The 18020-nt window shown below is 44.9% G+C and carries 13 protein-coding genes; 9 read left to right on the top strand and 4 right to left on the bottom strand.

Features of this window, described 5'->3' with window-relative positions; all coding sequences use genetic code 11:
* Positions 1–4 precede the first annotated feature (4 nt).
* Positions 5–1621, top strand: a complete 1617-nt coding sequence (locus C825_RS14935; protein ID WP_010803057.1) for an energy transducer TonB — start codon at positions 5–7, stop codon at positions 1619–1621.
* A gap of 7 nt (positions 1622–1628) precedes the next feature.
* On the opposite strand, the gene C825_RS14940 is transcribed toward C825_RS14935, so the two are convergent.
* Together C825_RS14940 and C825_RS14945 are read right to left on the bottom strand one after the other, a co-directional pair.
* A complete protein-coding gene (locus C825_RS14940) occupies positions 1629–2912 on the bottom strand; it encodes a mechanosensitive ion channel family protein (protein WP_010803058.1) in 1284 nt (427 codons plus the stop codon).
* Between the two features lie 63 nt (positions 2913–2975).
* Positions 2976–4145, bottom strand: coding sequence for a mechanosensitive ion channel family protein (locus tag C825_RS14945; RefSeq protein WP_010803059.1), 1170 nt, complete (start codon positions 4143–4145; stop codon positions 2976–2978).
* A gap of 158 nt (positions 4146–4303) precedes the next feature.
* Between C825_RS14945 and C825_RS14950 the strand changes: the two genes are divergently transcribed.
* The 8 genes from C825_RS14950 (at position 4304) to C825_RS14985 (ending at position 15308) form a co-directional block, all read left to right on the top strand.
* Positions 4304–7168 (top strand): M16 family metallopeptidase, encoded by a 2865-nt coding sequence (locus C825_RS14950; RefSeq protein ID WP_010803060.1) that lies wholly within the window; start codon positions 4304–4306, stop codon positions 7166–7168.
* Positions 7168–7623, top strand: coding sequence for a DUF4268 domain-containing protein (locus C825_RS14955; RefSeq protein ID WP_010803061.1), 456 nt, complete (start codon positions 7168–7170; stop codon positions 7621–7623). The genes C825_RS14950 and C825_RS14955 overlap by 1 nt, the downstream gene beginning before the upstream one ends.
* 5 nt (positions 7624–7628) lie before the next feature.
* The gene (locus C825_RS14960) at positions 7629–10184 is read left to right on the top strand and encodes a M1 family metallopeptidase (protein ID WP_010803062.1); all 2556 of its coding nucleotides are present in this window, start codon (positions 7629–7631) and stop codon (positions 10182–10184) included.
* Between the two features lie 274 nt (positions 10185–10458).
* Positions 10459–11310: an ATP phosphoribosyltransferase gene (gene hisG, locus C825_RS14965; protein ID WP_007656904.1), complete on the top strand. Its 852-nt coding sequence runs from the start codon at positions 10459–10461 to the stop codon at positions 11308–11310.
* A gap of 152 nt (positions 11311–11462) precedes the next feature.
* Positions 11463–12743 carry a histidinol dehydrogenase gene (gene hisD, locus C825_RS14970; protein WP_007656903.1) on the top strand — a complete coding sequence of 427 codons (1281 nt, stop codon included), beginning with the start codon at positions 11463–11465 and terminating at the stop codon, positions 12741–12743.
* The gene (gene hisC / locus C825_RS14975; protein ID WP_007656902.1) at positions 12740–13771 is read left to right on the top strand and encodes a histidinol-phosphate transaminase; all 1032 of its coding nucleotides are present in this window, start codon (positions 12740–12742) and stop codon (positions 13769–13771) included. Before hisD ends, hisC begins: the two co-directional genes overlap by 4 nt.
* 2 nt (positions 13772–13773) lie before the next feature.
* The gene (gene hisB / locus C825_RS14980; protein ID WP_007656901.1) at positions 13774–14901 is read left to right on the top strand and encodes a bifunctional histidinol-phosphatase/imidazoleglycerol-phosphate dehydratase HisB; all 1128 of its coding nucleotides are present in this window, start codon (positions 13774–13776) and stop codon (positions 14899–14901) included.
* The gene (locus C825_RS14985) at positions 14898–15308 is read left to right on the top strand and encodes a lipocalin-like domain-containing protein (RefSeq protein ID WP_224265259.1); all 411 of its coding nucleotides are present in this window, start codon (positions 14898–14900) and stop codon (positions 15306–15308) included. The genes hisB and C825_RS14985 overlap by 4 nt, the downstream gene beginning before the upstream one ends.
* A 77-nt stretch (positions 15309–15385) precedes the next feature.
* Here the strand turns inward: C825_RS14985 and ybaK are convergent, their stop codons facing one another.
* Both ybaK and C825_RS14995 read right to left on the bottom strand, forming a co-directional pair.
* Entirely contained in the window at positions 15386–15874 is a 489-nt protein-coding gene (ybaK, locus tag C825_RS14990; RefSeq protein WP_010803064.1) for a Cys-tRNA(Pro) deacylase, read from the bottom strand.
* A 1-nt stretch (position 15875) separates the two neighbouring features.
* Entirely contained in the window at positions 15876–18002 is a 2127-nt protein-coding gene (locus tag C825_RS14995) for a Tex family protein (protein ID WP_010803065.1), read from the bottom strand.
* Positions 18003–18020: the final 18 nt, after the last annotated feature.

Consider the following 18020-nt stretch of genomic DNA (forward strand, 5'->3'; position numbering starts at 1 on the left):
TAGTATGAAAGTTAGCCTGTTACAATTTTTACTTTTGTCTGTTTTCCTGCTGGGGAACATGGACGCGAAAGCACAACTGAATAATAATCTGACAGCAGATGAACTGCGTATAAAGCAGGAAGTGAAACCTTTTCTGGATAGCTTGATTATTGAGGAACCGAAGATTACCGATAAAGATATTTCCCTGTTCCGCCTGGAAGCTGTTTTTCCGGCAAAATCATTTACCCGTTTCGGTACGAATGAGGGTGAATTTACAGCCTTTACGCCTGATAATCCCAAAAGCCAGGGACTTGTAAGCGAGCCGATTCCTTTGCTGGGTGGTGCCCGAATCAGCCTTATCTATTCTTTTATAGATGATTACAAGAGCAATGTCCCTATTGCGGGGAAGTATCGTTTCGAGAGTATCAGGGAGAAAGATGCTTCAGGAGAAGAAATGGTTCGCCAGTCTTTGTATCTCCATGTTTTGAACGATTTGCGGTTTTCCAGGATAAAAGTCGGATTGATGGAGGTTGTGATGTTGCCTCCTGATAATGAGGGAAAAAATATCAATAACTTGCCATCGTTGGGATATCGTTCCATGAGTTTCAGCCGGATGGAGGACAATCAGTATATGTTGACGTATTTGTTGCGCAGCAGTGAAGGGGTTTATAGTCCTATCCTTCGTTCTGAAGGTTCTGACCGTACTTTCCCGGAATACACAGGTGGTTCGGCAGCACAGTTCTGGTTTATCCGGCAGAATATGCAATATCCCGAGAAGGCCGCCGAAGAGGAGGTGAGTGGGACAGTCCTTGTTTCCTGCACGGTAGAGCCGGATGGCTCGGTTACCGAACCGCATGTCTTTTTAGGTTCGGAGCCGTTGCTGAATGATGAAGCGATTCGCCTGGTTGCCCTGACAAGCGGAAAATGGATACCCGCTACCCGTAACGGAGAGAATATCGCAGATGAAAAGGTAATCCCCATCACATTCAGGCTTGATGACGACATGCTGAAGACAATCCAAGTGGCGAAGAAACCGGGTAAGAAATTGCCGGTTAAGACTTATCTGTTCTTTTTCGCATTGGCAGTCATATTGATTTTCTATTTGCGAAACAAATTCTTTAAAAAAGACAGGCGTCCTGATCCGGCTTTGCGTCCGAATGTTTCCGTCAGTAACGACAAAATGGTGATTGTTGCAGGAGTTGATGAAACACAAATGGCTTTAATGTTGCGTACGTTTACGGAAATATATAATGCCCGCAGTTACGAAGCTATTATCCGGATGCATACGATGAGTACCCAGGTATTTGCCCTCACTTTTCCGTATGACATAAGCTGGGATATTTTCTTGGAATTGCTTGACCATCTGATATATTTTGACGAAAGTGAACATAAAGCACAAACCAGGGCATGGCTGACTTTGCCGGAACAATGCAAACCGGTCGCAGGCGAACATGCTATGTTCTTCACCAAAGAGGATGATAAGGATTTTGACCCTGTCCGGCTCACTACCCAGCATAACCATGGCTGGAAAGTCGATTATGAAACCGAACAGTTAGTAGCAACGGAGGTCCTGGAAGAATATGTTAAACCTCCGTTTGCTTATTATGAGGTGATACAAAAGAATTTTGTCGAATTTGATTGAGTCTGGATCAAATATCTTTTAAATTTGTTGATTCTATCCTCAAATGACGTAAGTCTGAACCTGATACGCCCTGGAACACCTGTAAACCGAATTCCGGAATGACAGCCAGGATATGGTCGAACACATCGGCCTGGATGTCTTCATATGGAATCCAGTCTGTGGTGGATGCGAAGAAGTATAGCTCCATGGGAATACCCTGTTCTGTCGGTTGCAGTTGGCGAACCATGCAGGTCATGTTCTGGCTTACATTGGGATTGCTTTTCAGATAATTCACCAGATAAGCGCGGAAGACACCTATATTTGTCTGGCGTCGTCCGTTTACCCAAATAGAAGCGTCGATGCTGTGTTCTTTATTATAGGCCTCCAACTCTTCCTGCTTCGTATCGATATAATCGGTGAGTAATGATATTTTACGGAATTTAGCCAACATTTCCGGTGTACAGAAATGTACGCTGTTCATGTCGATATTGATGGAACGCTTCACACGGCGCCCTCCCGATTCTTTCATCCCCCGCCAGTTCTGGAAAGAATCGCTGACCAGTGCATAAGGCGGTATGGTGGTAATTGTGTTGTCGAAATTGCGAACTTTAATAGCATTCAGCGTCACTTCAATCACTGTTCCGTCAGCCCCGTATTTTGACATCGTTATCCAGTCGCCCGGACGTAGCATATCATTGGCTGATAGCTGAATACCGGCCACAAAGCCAAGTATCGTATCCTTGAACACCAGCATTAGGATGGCAGCCGAAGCACCCAGTCCGGCAAATAACGTAGCGGGCGATTTGCCGATCAGGATACTGATAATGATTATTCCACCGACAAAGAACATAATCACCTGAATGATTTGTACAAACCCTTTCAATGGTTTGTTCTTCATCGATTCTTTCCGGTTGTATATCTCTAATAATAAGTTCAGTGAAGCATTGATGAATCGTAGTACAACGGCCACAATGTAAACACTGCATACCATCTGAAGGATACCGAGCAAAGTAGGCATTTCCTCTTTGGGTAGTGCCAGCGGAAGCATGATATAAACCAGGATCGCGGGGATCAGGTGCATCAGCTTATTGATGATCTTCCGTTCTACGATCAGATCGTCCCACTGGTTTTTGGTTTTTTGAGCAAAACGCTTAAATAATTCGAGGAAGATATAGCGGCAAGTGTAATCGATACCGACAGTTATCACTATTAGAAGCAGCAATACGACCAGGTTGTCCCAAATATTTGCAGAGTCGTGTACTAATCCCCATTTAATCAGGTAACTGTTAATCCATTGTTGTAATTCACTCATATATTTGTATTTAAAGTTGTGAACACAAATGTAGGGAAAAAATCATTGCTGCCCAAGTTTACATTAATCAGAGTATTGATACACTTTTAGTTCAAACAGAGGAATCATCGCAAAGAAATGATCGAATATATCCGACTGGATGCGTTCGTATTCTTTCCATACTTTATTGCGGGAAAAGAAATAGATCTGGATAGGCACACCGTATTCTGTCGATTGCAACTGGCTGATGATCAGGTCGAGGTCGGTGTTTACAACCGGCAGACTGGTCAGGTAACGCTCTACATAGACACGAAACATCTGCGAGTTAGTCGGTGTCACACCTTCGTCCGGCTTATAGTCGGCCAGCAGGGGAATCTCTTTCCGCATGTTATCCAGCATTTCAGGTGTACAGAATTTGATTGTGTTCAGGTCGAGAAAGATGGATTTCATGACACGCCGCCCGCCCGATTCAACCATTCCCCGCCAGTTCTGGAAAGAGTTGTTGACCAGTGTATAGGGTGGGATAGTGGAGATTGTATTGTCGAAGTTCTGTATTTTAACGGTGTTCAAAGTGATTTCCTGTACAATCCCGTTTGCGTTGGACCCCGGGACTGTAATCCAGTCGCCCGGGCGTAACATATCATTGGCTGATAACTGTATGCCCGCAACGAATCCGAGTATCGTATCTTTGAATACCAACATCAGGATGGCGGCCGAAGCGCCCAGTCCGGCAAACAATGTGGCTGGTGATTTGTTGACAAGAATGGCAATAATCACAATCCCTCCAATGAAAAAAGCCAGCACCTGAAGTACCTGCACGAATCCTTTTATCGAACGGTTCTTACTGACCTCCCTGTGATTATATATATCCATTGCCACCAGGATAAATCCGTTGATGGCCAGCAACAGAACAAATACAATATAAACGGCGCAAACTTTTTGCGAAATCAACAACAATTCTTTTCCCCGGATAAAAGCCATCGGCAATAAAGCATAGACTAAAATTCCGGGAATGGCATGCACCAGATTATGTATAACTCTCCTCTTAATCAACAAAGTATCCCAGAAATAATGACTTTTCTCCGATAACTTCCGTACACTGCCGACAAAAATGTACTGACATAAGTAATCGACTCCTACAGCTACCGTGATCAGTAGTACGGCAATAATCATTTCATCGAATGTATTTGCGATTTTCGCATCCACGCCCCAGCCGACGAGGATTTTGTTCATCCAGCTACCTAAATTTACCATGTTGTTATCTCTCTTTTATAATGATAACATTTACAACTGCATTTGGTTTAAATAATAAAAAAGTCTAATCAACCCCTGATAACAAAAAGGAATCCGGTATCTTTGTAGACCATAATACAAAGATGTATGGTAATATATCCATGAAAACATTATTAATGATGATGTTATTTGCAAGTTGTTCGAATCTGTTTGCGGCTCAGAATACAAAAGCGCTGGAAGTAAAAGAACATAAACTAAAAAACGGATTGACAGTCTGGCTGAATGAAGACCATAGCCAGCCGAAAGTATTCGGTGCCGTTGTCGTAAAGGCAGGAGCGAAGGATTGTCCGGATACCGGAATTGCCCATTATTTTGAACATATGATGTTCAAAGGAACCGACAAAATCGGAACCGTCGATTACGATGCGGAGAAAACGTTGCTGGATTCTATCGCACTGAAATATGACGAACTGGCGGCTACGGAAGATGAAGCGGCCCGCTCCCAGATACAGAAAGAGATAAACGAATTAAGCATCCGTTCTTCCGACTATGTAATTCCCAATGAGTTCAACCGTTTGATTTCCAAATATGGCGGTTCGGGTTTGAATGCCGCAACGTCTTATGATGCAACTATCTATTTCAATACCTTTTCCCCGCAATATATGTCCCAGTGGGCGGAAATCAACAGCGAACGCCTGCTGAATCCGGTCTTCCGCCTGTTCCAGAGCGAACTGGAAACTGTTTATGAAGAGAAAAACATGTATGGTGATTTCATCGGCGGGCCTGTTATGGACCGGTTGCTTGCCCGTTATTTTGCCCCGCATCCGTATGCTTATCCGATAATCGGCAGTACGAAGAACCTGAAGAACCCACGCCTGACAGAGATGCGGAAGTTCTTTGAAGAATATTATGTGGCCTCCAACATGGGGCTGATATTAAGCGGTGATTTTGATACGGAGGCTGTATTGCCGGTTCTGGAAAAAACTTTTTCCCGTATCCGTCCGGGAGAAGCTCCCAAACACGATATTGTGGCCCTTCCGCCCTTTAAAGGAAAGGAGAAAATGAAAATAAAATTCCCCGTACCTCTAGTGAAAGCAATGGGAATGGGGTTCCGTGGCGTTCCGGCCAATCATGAAGACCAGGTGGCGTTGGCTGTGGCGGTTAATATGCTGAACAATGCGAACGGGACCGGTTTTCTGGATAAACTGATGGTAGACCGGAAGATTATGGCGTCGATGGCTATGAATGAAAGTATGAATGAAGCCGGGATACTGGCCGTTGCCGTTATCCCCAAGTTGATGTTCCAGACTTATGGCGGAGCCGAAAAACTGGTTTGGAAAGAAATCAACCGGGTGAAAGAAGGGGATTTCAGTGACGAGATATTCAATAGCCTGAAGCAGGAGCAACGCCGCCAATATGCCTCAAACCTGGAGAATATAGATTCGCGTGCCCGGATTATGATGTCTTTGTATTCGCAAGGTAAAAGCTGGGAAGATTATTTGCAGGAAGTTTCCGGTATCGATGCTTTGACAAAAGAAGACGTAGTCCGTGTGGCCCGTAAATATTTCAGTGAAAACTATTTATGCGTTACAAAGACGACAGGCAAATATCCGAAGGATAATTTGACGAAACCGGATTTCAGTCCGATTGTACCCAAAAACTCGGAAGCTTCTTCCGAATATGCTAAACAGTTGGAACAACTGCCGGTACAAGAGGTGAAGCCGCGTTTCATTGATTTTCAGAAAGATGTAGAAACAGTGAGTCTGACTCCCTTAGCCACTTTATATGCAACGGCAAATCCTGTTACGGATATATTTACCCTTAACCTGGTTTATCAGGTTGGAACGTTGGAGCAACCCAAACTGATGCATCTGGCTAATTACCTTCAGTTTTTGGGTACGGACTCTCTGTCGTTCCATGAATTCCGTACGCGGTTGCAGGTCCTGGGCAGTACGATTTCTTTCGATGCCACCGACAAGCAGTTTTTCATGCGGATTACCGGCTTCGACAAACATTTTAAGGAAACGGTTCAGCTGGCCGGCGATTTTATCAGGCACGTAAAAGCTGATGATAAACAAATCCGTCAGGTAATAAATGATGCGAAAGTCACCGAGAAGGCTTTCTTCGAATCGAGTGATAACATCGCAAATGCGTTGCTCGAGAAAGTGAAATATGGCGAACAATCCCGGTTTCTTACTAAGTTATCTCTCTCTGAAGTCAAGAAATTGAAAGGAAAGGAACTTTTGGATGCATTTGTCCAGGTCCGTCAGACGGAATGCGATTTGCTTTATTGCGGAACATTGCCCGTCGCCCAGGTCAGGGAAGAGATAGAAGCCTTCCTTCCGTTGAAGGAGATAACCGTAGCGGTTAATGCTCCCTATCATCGGGATGCAAAGAAATATGACAAGCCGACCGTTTACTTTATGGATATGCCGACAGCCTCGCAGAGTATTGTTTACGGCTATGCAAAAGGAGAGGTGACAGACGATGCCTGGTCGCGCCATGCCGCCCGGTTATTCTCCGTTTATTTCGGAGGCGATATGTCGTCGCTGATGTTTCAGGAAATAAGGGAATTCCGTTCGCTGGCTTACCGAGTGAGCGGCCGGTATATATTGCCGCCTCATAACCTGGAAGGAAAAGCCGGTGAGTTTGTCACTATGCTTTCCACACAGAGCGACAAGACGCTGGATGCTTTGGGGATAATGAATTCCCTGATTCACGAAATGCCGGAGAAAGAGGAAAGGATTTCTACCGTAAAGCAATCTATCGTTAACCAGGTCAATAATGATTTTCCTTCCTTCCGGGAAGTGCCGGAAAAGGTTGCCGGTTTTCGAAGGAATGGCTTTGACAACGACCCGAGCGAAGCCTTATTGTCTGGTATCTCGGATATGGATATGAAAGATATTATCCGTTTCTACCGGCATAATGTCCGCTTGAAACCGGTTGTTTATGTCATTGTAGGCAATTCCCGGCGTATCGATATGAAGCAACTGGAAACCTATGGCAATGTGATAAGATTGAGAAAGAAAGATATATATAAATAATGTATAGTAAAGACGAATTAAAGAACCTGAAACTGGAGTTTTGGGAGAGTTTCGCCGCTTATTGTGAAGTGCAGCCTTATTTGCGGGGACGTAAAAAGATATGGACTTTGTATGATACCAAAGTGAAAGGAGTAGAATTGAAGTTCGATATCAGCCGCAACGGTGCTTATGTGATTCTTGAAGTGAATCACCGGAGTGAAGAGCTCCGGCTTGAAATGTACGAACGCCTGACTTGGTATAAGGAAATGCTGGAACAGGACTTTCCCGGAGGTCTGACCTGGGATATTTGTTTTGTAAGGGATACGGGGAAAGAAGTAGCCCGTATTTATACCGCCAGGGAAGGACTAGACTTTCACCGTCGGCAAGATTGGGGAGAGTTCTTTACTTTTATGGCGTCGCAGATGTATCTGTTGGAACGTAATTTTATGTCGATAGCTGAATATTTGAGAGAGTAAAAAAGATGGCACATTCAAATCATATGATTTATCAGGTGGCTGGCATTGCGGCGGTAAGTCTGCTGACAGCCTGTTCGACGCAACAGCAAGATGTTAACTTGCAGGAAGTCGGAGTCAGCCATGAATTGGCCCGTTTCAGAAAAGAGCATTTCGGTCAAGTCAGATATAACTTGTTTTTCTCCATTCCTGAATCCAGGCAGGAGCCGGTCAGGGGCAAGGCTGTCATACAACTGTCGCTGAAAGAAAAACTGCCGCTTATTATTGATTTCAGGGGAGATGCTTCACAGGTCGCTTCTGTCTTGCTGAATGGTGGGGAAGTGCCTTATGAGGTAAAAAATGAACATATTATCATCCCGGCAGAACGGAGCGTCGTCGGAGAGAATAAAGTATCTGTAGAATTTACTCCTGCCGACCAGTCTTTGAACAGGAGGGACGAGTTTCTTTATACTTTGCTGGTTCCTGACCGGGCGCGGACTGCGTTTCCCTGTTTCGACCAGCCGGATATGAAGTCGTTATTTACGCTGACGCTGGAAGTTCCGGAAGCATGGCAAGCCGTTACGAACGGTGCCATAGAGAAAACAGATACCCTATCCGTTCCCGGACGCAAGTTGATTTCATTCAGGGAAACAGAACCGCTGAGTACTTATTTGTTCGCCTTTACTGCCGGAAAATTTATTCGCGAAACATACACCCGGGATGGAAGGGAAATCTCCTTGTACCACAGGGAAACAGACCCGAAGAAAGTCGCCCAATGTCCCGAGATCGCATCGGAAGTCTTTGACGCTTTAACATGGCTGGAAGATTATACCGCCATTCTGTATCCTTTTGCCAAGTATGATTTGATAATCCTTCCCGGTTTCCAGTTCGGGGGAATGGAGCACACTGGGGCAACGTTCTATACCGACCGCCGTATGTTCCTGAATGAGAACCCGACATTGAACGAGCAGTTGAGCCGCAGTGCCCTGATTGCTCACGAAACAGCCCATATGTGGTTTGGCGATTATGTGACCATGCAATGGTTTGACGATGTCTGGACAAAGGAAGTGTTTGCCAATTATTTTGCTTCGCAAATTGTCGAACCGCTATATCCGGGTGTAAACCATGCTCTGAATTTCATGCAGGATTATATTCCTCCCGCTTATGCGGAAGACCGTACTGCCGGAGCAAATCCAATCAAACAGGAACTGGATAATCTTCGTAATGCCGGCCTGGTCTACGGTAACATCATCTATGATAAATCTCCCGTCGTCCTGGAAATGCTGATTAAAAAGATGGGTAAGGAATCTTTCCGGAAAGGCATTCAGGAATATCTGAAAACATATGCCTACGGAAATGCCTCTTGGGAGGGCCTGATTGGTATTCTGGATAAATATACGGATGACGATTTGTCCGGCTGGAGTCATATTTGGGTAAATGAAAAAGGCATGCCTGAGATTGCCGCTTCCATTGTCGGCAATAGCCTGGTCGTTTCGCAGAAAGACCCTTTCGGCAGAGGGTTGAACTGGCCGCAGGACCTCACTTATCTGATTGTTCCCAAAACAGGGGAACCGGAAGAAATTTCAGTTTCTTTCGGGAGAAATTCAAATTCCATCCGGAAGAAATTGAAAACGGTCCCGGAAGAGGGGAGTTTCATTATTCCGAATACGGATGGAAAAGGGTATGGCTTTTTCCGGTTGAACGAAGCGGATGCCAAGGCTTGTGCCGCCTATCTTTCGGTTTGTGAAAATGAATTGCTGAGAGGTTCCCTGTTAATCACATTGTATGAAAATCTGTTGAACCGGACGATTTCGCCCGAATCATATATGGAGGCTATGTTGAATTATCTGCCGAAAGAAGATAATTCGTTGTTATTCTCGGCCGCTTTAGGGTATATCGGTAATTGTCAGCGTTTATTTCCGGCGGATGCTGCCCCTCTGGAAAAAACATTAGGACAGATTGTGGCGACCTCTTCCGTTCCTCAACATCGTTTGCAGGCGTTCCGCTCGTATCGTTCCATAGCAGAATCGCCGGAAGCAATCGCCGCATTATATGACTTGTGGAAGAAGCAGCAAGCTCCCGCCGGCTGTTCGTTAAGTGAAAACGATTATATCAGTTTATCTTATACGTTGGCCCTTCATTTGCCGAAGCAGGCGGATGAGATTATAAACAGCCAGCAATCGCGTATAACTAATCCTGACCGGAAACGGGAGTATGCCTTTATTTTTCCTTCCGTCTCACCGCATAAAGAAGTGCGCGACAGTGTTTTTGCCTCTTTGCTGGTAGCAGAAAACCGTCGGGTAGAACCCTGGGCATCTGCTGCTTTGGCGAATCTGAATCATCCGTCACGGCAGAAAGAAGCGGTAGCCTATATCCGTCCGGCACTGGAAGCGATGCAGGAAGTGCAGCGGACTGGAGATATATTTTTCCCGACAGCCTGGGTTCGTGCCTTGCTGTCAGGCCATACGTCGCCGGAGGCAAGGGCAGAGGTTGATGCTTTTTTTGCCTCTCACCCGGATTATCCGCCGATGCTGGCAAACAAAATACGGCAACAGGCGAATCATTTATATATAATTGAACACTAAGCATAAAAGTCGTGTAGAAAAAAAGTGTGCGTATCGGCTAATCTTTTGATAGTTTTATTTGCATTTTCAATTATTATTGTAACTTTGTGGCATCAATAAAATAACAAATGAGAAGAAAAGTATCACATCACCATCATCATCATTACAACGGGCAGTAGTTCGGTGGGCTGATTGGTGTGCAGATACGCATAATATAATTAGATAAGGCTTGCCGTTATACGGTAAGCCTTATTTTGTTTTCGGAAAGCATATAATTATTAAAACAAAAATAAACATGTTACGAATTGCAGTACAATCAAAAGGTCGTTTATACGATGAAACAATGCTATTATTAGAAGAAGCGGGTATCAAACTGAACAGAGGAAAGCGCATTTTGCTGTTATCGGCAAAAGGGTTTCCGGTAGAAGTTCTGTTCCTGCGTGATGATGATATTCCTCAGTCTGTCGCCAATGGCGTTGCCGATATAGGTATTGTCGGTGAGAATGAATACGTTGAAAAAGGGGGAGAAGCACGTTTGGTTAAACGATTGGGATTCAGTAAATGCCGTTTGTCACTGGCTATTCCTAAAGATGAAGACTACAAGGGAGTAGAATGGTTTGAAGGCAAAACAATCGCTACTTCTTATCCTGGCATCCTGAATACTTATCTGAAAGAAAAAGGTGTAAAAGCCGATATGCATGTCATCAGCGGTTCTGTTGAAATAGCTCCGGGTATTGGTCTGGCAGATGCAATTTTCGATATTGTTAGTTCCGGTAGTACGCTGGTCAGCAATCGCCTGAAAGAGGTGGAAGTGGTTATGCAAAGCGAAGCGCTTCTGATTGCGAACAACAATCTGTCGGAAGAAAAGCTGGCGATACTCGACGAACTGTTATTCCGCTTCGAAGCTATCCAGGTTGCTGAAGGCAAGAAATATGTATTGCTGAACGCACCGAAAGATAAGTTGGATGAAATCATAGAAGTATTACCCGGTATGAAGAGTCCGACGGTGACGCCTTTGGCTAACGGTGATTGGGTATCCGTCCAGTCTGTCATAGCCGAGAAACATTTCTGGGAAATTATAGGTAAACTGAAATCACTCGGGGCCGAAGGTATCCTCGTTATCCCGATTGAGAAAATGATACTTTAATGTCGAGTCAGTTTCCTGAGCACGGAATTACGAGGAAACTGTAATTAGCTGACAATTAATAAATAAGGTCTTTTTCGTTTGTTCCTGATAATTTGTATCTCACATGGTTATCCATGTCTCATTTCTGACAATAATATAAACAAAACAACAATATGGAAGTAATTAAATATCCCTCAAAAGCAGACTGGCCTTCTTTGGTGAAGCGTCCGGCTTTGGATGTTACTACTTTATTCGATACGGTCCGGACTGTATTGAATGAAGTGCGTAGTGAAGGGGATACCGCCGTTAAGCGTTACGAAGAGAAGTTTGACAAGGTCACGCTATCCGGTCTTCAGGTGTCGGAAGAAGAAATAAAAGAAGCTCGCGAACTTGTTTCCGAAGATTTAAAACAAGCTATTCGCACAGCAAAGGCAAATATTGAAAAGTTTCATGCCTCCCAGCGTTTTACCGGACAAAAGGTGGAAACGACCTCCGGAGTAACCTGCTGGCAGAAAGCAGTTGCCATAGAAAAGGTCGGCCTGTATATTCCGGGAGGAACGGCCCCTTTGTTCTCAACCGTATTAATGTTGGCGGTTCCTGCACATATCGCCGGATGTAAGGAGATTGTATTATGTACTCCTCCGAACCGGGAAGGAAAAGTGCATCCGGCCATCCTGTTTGCCGCAGAAACGGCAGGTGTCAGCAAGATATTCAAAGCCGGAGGAATACAGGCTATTGCGGCCATGGCATACGGCACGGAATCTGTCCCCAAAGTCTATAAGATATTCGGCCCCGGAAATCAGTACGTGACAGCAGCCAAACAGCTTGTCAGCTTGAAAGACGTTGCCATCGACATGCCCGCAGGCCCTTCCGAAGTGGAAGTCATTGCCGACGGAACAGCAAATCCGGACTTTATTGCCGCCGATTTCCTTTCACAGGCAGAGCATGGAGCAGATAGCCAGGCTATGCTGGTTACATCGGCAGAAAGTATCGTATCTCCTGTAGTTGATGCCATCCAACAGCAATTATCTGAACTGTCCCGTAAGGATATTACTGCAAAAGCATTGGAACATAGCCGTATAATCGTCCTGAAAGACGAACAGGAAGTAATCGCTTTCACGAATATGTATGCCCCGGAACATCTGATTATACAAACGGAGAACTGCGCTCATATCGCTGAACAGATAGAGAATGCGGGAAGTGTCTTTATGGGACCCTACACTCCTGAAAGTGCCGGTGATTATGCTTCGGGCACGAATCATACGCTTCCGACCAATGGCTATGCCAAGGCTTACAGCGGTGTAAACCTGGACAGCTTTATCAAAAAGATAACCTTCCAGGAAATCACTGCCGAAGGTATTAAGAATTTAGGCGGCACAATCCAGACGATGGCCGGTAACGAGCAACTGGATGCACACCGCAATGCAGTAACAATAAGATTGAAAACAATATGATGGATTTAAAAGACCTGGTAAGACCTAATATTTGGGCGTTGAAACCCTATTCCTCTGCAAGAGACGAGTTTCACGGAAGTGCATCTGTTTTCCTGGATGCAAATGAGAATCCTTATAACGAGCCTTATAACCGTTATCCCGACCCCTTACAGTGGGAGTTGAAAGAACGGATTGCCGAATTGAAAGATGTAGACCGCAATTCCATCTTTCTGGGCAATGGCAGCGATGAGCCGATAGACCTTGTTATCCGTGCATTCTGTGACCCGGGAATTGATACGATTGTCAGTATCGCTCCTTCTTACGGTATGTATGAAGTTGCTTCCAACGTTAACAACGTGGAGTTCAGGAAAGTGACTTTAACTCCTGATTTCGAACTGGATGCAGAAGCATTACTGGAGGAAGTGGACGAATGGGTGAAAGTAATCTTTCTTTGCTCGCCGAACAACCCGACGGGAAACAGCCTGAACCGGGATGAAATATATAAGATACTGAATAACTTTGAAGGAATAGTCGTACTGGACGAAGCCTATATCGACTTTTCGGCAGAACCTTCTTTCCTTCCCGAACTGAAGAAATTCCCGAATCTGATAATTTTGCAAACATTATCCAAAGCATGGGGAGCCGCAGGCCTCCGGTTGGGCATGGCTTTTGCTTCTCCGGAAATTATTGCAATATTGAACAAGATTAAATATCCTTACAACGTCAATGTGCTGACACAGAAACAGGCGTTGGACTTGTTGAATAATGAAGGCCAGATGTTGGAACAGTTGCGCCGTATCATGTCCGAACGTATCCGGTTGCAGGCAGCTTTGCCGGAACTGCCGATTGTCCATAAAATGTATCCGACCGATGCAAACTTTATCCTGGTAAATGTAGGCAAAGCTGACTCCGTATATAATAAACTGGTGAAGAAAGGCGTTATTGTACGTAACCGGAATAATGTGACATTGTGTAACGGCTGTTTGCGTATCACTGTTGGCACACCGGAAGAAAACGATGCCTTATTGAAGGCTTTAAAAAGTTTGTAAGCATGAAAAGAGCTCTCTTTATCGATAGAGACGGAACATTGGTGATAGAACCTCCTGTTGATTACCAGCTGGATAGCCTGGAGAAACTGGAGTTCTATCCTAAGGTATTCCGCAATTTATACTTCATACGTAAACAGCTTGATTTTGAGTTTGTCATGGTGACAAACCAGGACGGATTGGGTACCTCTTCTTTTCCGGAAGATACATTCTGGCCGGCTCACAACAAGATGCTGAAGACATTGGAAGGTGAGGGGATTGTCTTTGATGACATGCTGATCGACCGCTCTTTCCCGGAGGATAATTCTCCCAACCGCAAACCGCGTACCGGAATGCTGGGTAAATATCTAGCCGGCGAGTACGATTTGGCAAACAGTTACGTGATAGGAGACCGCCTGACGGATATGGAACTGGCTGCAAACCTGGGTGCAAAAGGTATATGGCTGCGTCCTTCGGATGAAGAGGCGGACAGGTTGCTGGCCGGGAATCCTTCTCTTTCCCCTGTACTTATTACGGATGATTGGGATAAAATTACCGAATATCTTTTTGCCGGCGAACGCCGTGCCGTTGTGCAGCGCACCACCAAGGAGACGGATATTTACGTAGAAGTAAATCTGGATGGAAACGGAAAGACAGCGGTTTCGACCGGATTAGGCTTTTTTGACCATATGCTGGACCAGATAGGAAAACATTCCGGTATGGATTTGGTTATACGTGTAAAGGGTGACCTCGACGTTGATGAGCATCATACAATTGAAGATACGGCGATTGCCCTGGGTGAAGCCTTGCTGAAAGCCTTAGGCGACAAGCGCGGCATCGAACGGTATGGCTATTCTTTGCCGATGGACGATTGCCTGTGCAGTGTGGCTCTCGACTTCGGCGGACGTCCCTGGCTGGTCTGGGATGCCGAGTTCCGTCGTGAAATGGTTGGAGACATGCCGACGGAGATGTTCCTTCATTTCTTTAAAAGCCTGAGTGATGCCGCCCGCATGAATCTGAATATTAAGGCAGAAGGGACGAATGAGCATCATAAGATAGAAGGTATTTTCAAGGCTTTGGCACGTTCTGTAAAAATGGCTATACGCCGTGATATTTATAAATATGAATTACCGAGTACAAAAGGTTTGTTATGATGAATAAAATGAAATACTGGATGATAGCCGCTGTCACAATTTTGATGGCTGCATGTAGTAATGATACGGAGCATAAGTTGGAAGGCAAATGGCAATTACAGCAAGTGGAAGCTAATGGCGATGTGATACAGGCTGATACGGTATTTTATAATTTCCAGAATATTTTATTTATGTATCAGGTGTACATCCCGGCTGAAGACAAATATGTTTTGCAATATGGTTTCAATACGATAAAGGATGAAGACCAGTTGGAATTGGAATTGGCAGACGACCCAGGTCCTGCGGCAAACTATTTGCACTACACCGACTGGAAGTCTAAAACACGTACATTCTCCATAGAGAAACTGAGCGGAAAGCAACTGATTTTAAACAGTGAAGGGAAAAGGTATATATTCCGGAAATTCTAAATTATAGAAATACGGTTTACCTAAATAAAAAGAGAATGCTGGCTTTTCCTGCATTCTCTTTTTATTTAGGTTTATTATCATCGTTCTTTCTCTGCAATCAAATCTGCAACTTCGGCCCTCACCTCACGAATTAAATCATCCGGAGCTATCTGAACCTGCAATCCTCGTTGTCCGGCACTGATATATATAGTATCATATTGCCCGGCAGATTGATGGATATAGGTCGGGAAATGTTTCTTCATTCCGATAGGGGAACATCCTCCCCGGATATACCCGGTTAAAGGCAATAATTCTTTCACCGGGATCATCTCACATTTTTTGTTGCCCGATACTTTGGCTGCCTTTTTCAAATCCACTTCATCAGCTCCGGGGATAACACAGACAAAATATCCGCTTTTATCTCCGTGAAGGATTAACGTTTTGAATACCTGTTCTACGTTTTCTCCCAATTGCTCTGCCACATGGGTGGCGCTTAAATCATTTTCATCGACTTCATAGGGAACCAGCTGATAGGCTATTTTAGCTTTATCCAACAGCCTGGCCACATTCGTTTTGTTTATTTTCATACTACAATCCTTTCATAGATAACTGAACCCGTTTACGGACCAGGTCTACACTCAAAACTTTCACTTTAACATGCTGATGGATAGAAACCACCTGTGTCGGGTCGCTGATAAAACGATCGGCAAGTTCCGAGATATGAACCAATCCGTTCTCTTTTATACCAACATCAACAAAGCAACCGAAGTTCGTAATATTGGTTACAATTCCCGGTAAGACTAGCCCTTCCTTCAGGTCTTCTATCGTTTTAACGGTAGGGTCGAAAGAAAAGACCTGGATAGCCTGGCGCGGGTCACGACCGGGTTTATCCAACTCTTCCATGATATCAAGCAGAGTCGGCATACCGACTTTCTCTGTAATATATTTCTTAAGGTCGAGCTTCTTCTTTAATTCTTTATTGGTAATCAACTCTTCCACGGTACATTTTAAGTCCTTGGCCATTTGTTCCACAATCGGATAACTTTCCGGGTGAACGGCGGAATTGTCCAAAGGTGTTTTGCCACCTTGTATGCGAAGGAATCCGGCACTTTGCTCAAACGCTTTTTCACCCATACGCGGCACCTTTAACAATTCACGTCTGGATTGGAAAGGACCATGTTCGGCCCGGTAGTCAATAATATTCTGTGCCAGTGTCGGTCCTAAACCGGAGATATAAGTCAGCAGGTGCTTACTGGCCGTATTCACATTGACTCCCACCATATTTACGCAACTTTCCACAGTCTGGTCCAGGCTTTTCTTTAAAGCACTCTGGTCGACATCATGTTGATACTGGCCGACTCCGATACTTTTGGGATCGATTTTTACCAGTTCTGCCAGTGGGTCCATCAACCGGCGTCCGATACTGACGGCACCCCGTACGGTCACATCATATTCAGGAAACTCATCCCGGGCAATCTTTGAGGCAGAATAGATGGAAGCTCCGTTCTCACTGACAACAAACACCTGTACTTTCCGGTCATAACGGAGATTAGTAATGAACTGTTCCGTTTCGCGGCTTGCAGTTCCGTTGCCGATAGCGATAGCATCGATGGCATAAGTCGATACCAATTGAGAGACTTTAGCTGCGGCTTTACTCTTTTCATTCTGCGGCGGATGCGGATAGACGGCTTCGTTATGAAGCAGGTTACCCTGGGCATCCAGGCAAACTAATTTGCATCCGGTACGATATCCGGGGTCGACACCTAACACTCGCTTTTGTCCTAACGGCGGTGCCAGTAAAAGCTGCCGCAAGTTCTCTGCAAAAACACGGATGGCCTCTTCGTCGGCTTTCGTTTTGCTCAGATTGGCATATTCCGTTTCTATGGAAGGCTTTAGCAGACGTTTGAAAGAGTCGTCTACCGCATTGGCTACCTGGTCGGAAACTTCGCTGTTCCCTTTCACGAACCGTCTTTTCAAATGGTCGAGTGTAGTATCGACATCGGGTGATATGCTGACTCTGAGGATACCTTCCGCTTCTCCGCGGCGGAGGGCCAGCAAGCGATGGGAACTGCATCGGTTCAGCGGTTCACTGAAATCGAAATAGTCCCGGTATTTGGCTCCTTCTTCCTCTTTTCCTTTAATAACTTTAGAAGAAATAATCCCTGTATGGGCAAAAGAATTACGCACGGCGTTACGTGCCCCTTCATTTTCGTTTACCCATTCAGCGATAATATCTCGTGCTCCTTGCAAGGCTTCTGCTGCATTCTTTACTTCTCCTTTGATAAAACTCTTCACCCGGGCCAGCAAATCCGGTTCGTTTTGTATCATGATAATTTTGGCAAGCGGTTCCAGCCCTTTTTTACGTGCAATCTCAGCCTTAGTCACCCGTTTGGGTTTGTAGGGCAGATAAAGGTCTTCTATCTCGGTGCTATCCCAGGAATCTTCGATTCGTTTCTTGAGTTCAGAGGTTAGTTTCCCTTGTTCTTCGATAGAACTTAATATGGTATCTTTCCGTTTTTTGAGTTCAGTCAGCTTATCCAGTTGGTCTTTGATATTCCCGATCTGGACTTCATCCAGTCCTCCGGTAACTTCTTTCCGGTAACGGCTGATAAAAGGAATGGTCGCCCCTTCATTAAGCAACCCGATCGTTCTTTCGACCTGTCCAGCCGGAATGTTTAAGGAGTGGGAGATAAGTGAATGGAATAATGTTGTCATAATTCTTTCATTTCTATT

Origin of the sequence: Parabacteroides sp. ASF519 (genome assembly GCF_000364265.2) — a bacterium.
In the GTDB taxonomy this organism is placed as follows: domain Bacteria; phylum Bacteroidota; class Bacteroidia; order Bacteroidales; family Tannerellaceae; genus Parabacteroides; species Parabacteroides goldsteinii.

Coding starts and splice junctions, on each gene's coding strand:
- hisG (WP_007656904.1), top strand. CDS start 10,459: ATGTTACGAATTGCAGTACAATCAAAAGGTCGTTTATACGATGAAACA.
- C825_RS14950 (WP_010803060.1), top strand. CDS start 4,304: ATGATGTTATTTGCAAGTTGTTCGAATCTGTTTGCGGCTCAGAATACA.
- C825_RS14985 (WP_224265259.1), top strand. CDS start 14,898: ATGATGAATAAAATGAAATACTGGATGATAGCCGCTGTCACAATTTTG.
- ybaK (WP_010803064.1), bottom strand. CDS start 15,874: ATGAAAATAAACAAAACGAATGTGGCCAGGCTGTTGGATAAAGCTAAA.
- hisC (WP_007656902.1), top strand. CDS start 12,740: ATGATGGATTTAAAAGACCTGGTAAGACCTAATATTTGGGCGTTGAAA.
- C825_RS14955 (WP_010803061.1), top strand. CDS start 7,168: ATGTATAGTAAAGACGAATTAAAGAACCTGAAACTGGAGTTTTGGGAG.
- C825_RS14960 (WP_010803062.1), top strand. CDS start 7,629: ATGGCACATTCAAATCATATGATTTATCAGGTGGCTGGCATTGCGGCG.
- hisD (WP_007656903.1), top strand. CDS start 11,463: ATGGAAGTAATTAAATATCCCTCAAAAGCAGACTGGCCTTCTTTGGTG.
- C825_RS14995 (WP_010803065.1), bottom strand. CDS start 18,002: ATGACAACATTATTCCATTCACTTATCTCCCACTCCTTAAACATTCCG.
- C825_RS14945 (WP_010803059.1), bottom strand. CDS start 4,145: ATGGTAAATTTAGGTAGCTGGATGAACAAAATCCTCGTCGGCTGGGGC.
- hisB (WP_007656901.1), top strand. CDS start 13,774: ATGAAAAGAGCTCTCTTTATCGATAGAGACGGAACATTGGTGATAGAA.
- C825_RS14935 (WP_010803057.1), top strand. CDS start 5: ATGAAAGTTAGCCTGTTACAATTTTTACTTTTGTCTGTTTTCCTGCTG.
- C825_RS14940 (WP_010803058.1), bottom strand. CDS start 2,912: ATGAGTGAATTACAACAATGGATTAACAGTTACCTGATTAAATGGGGA.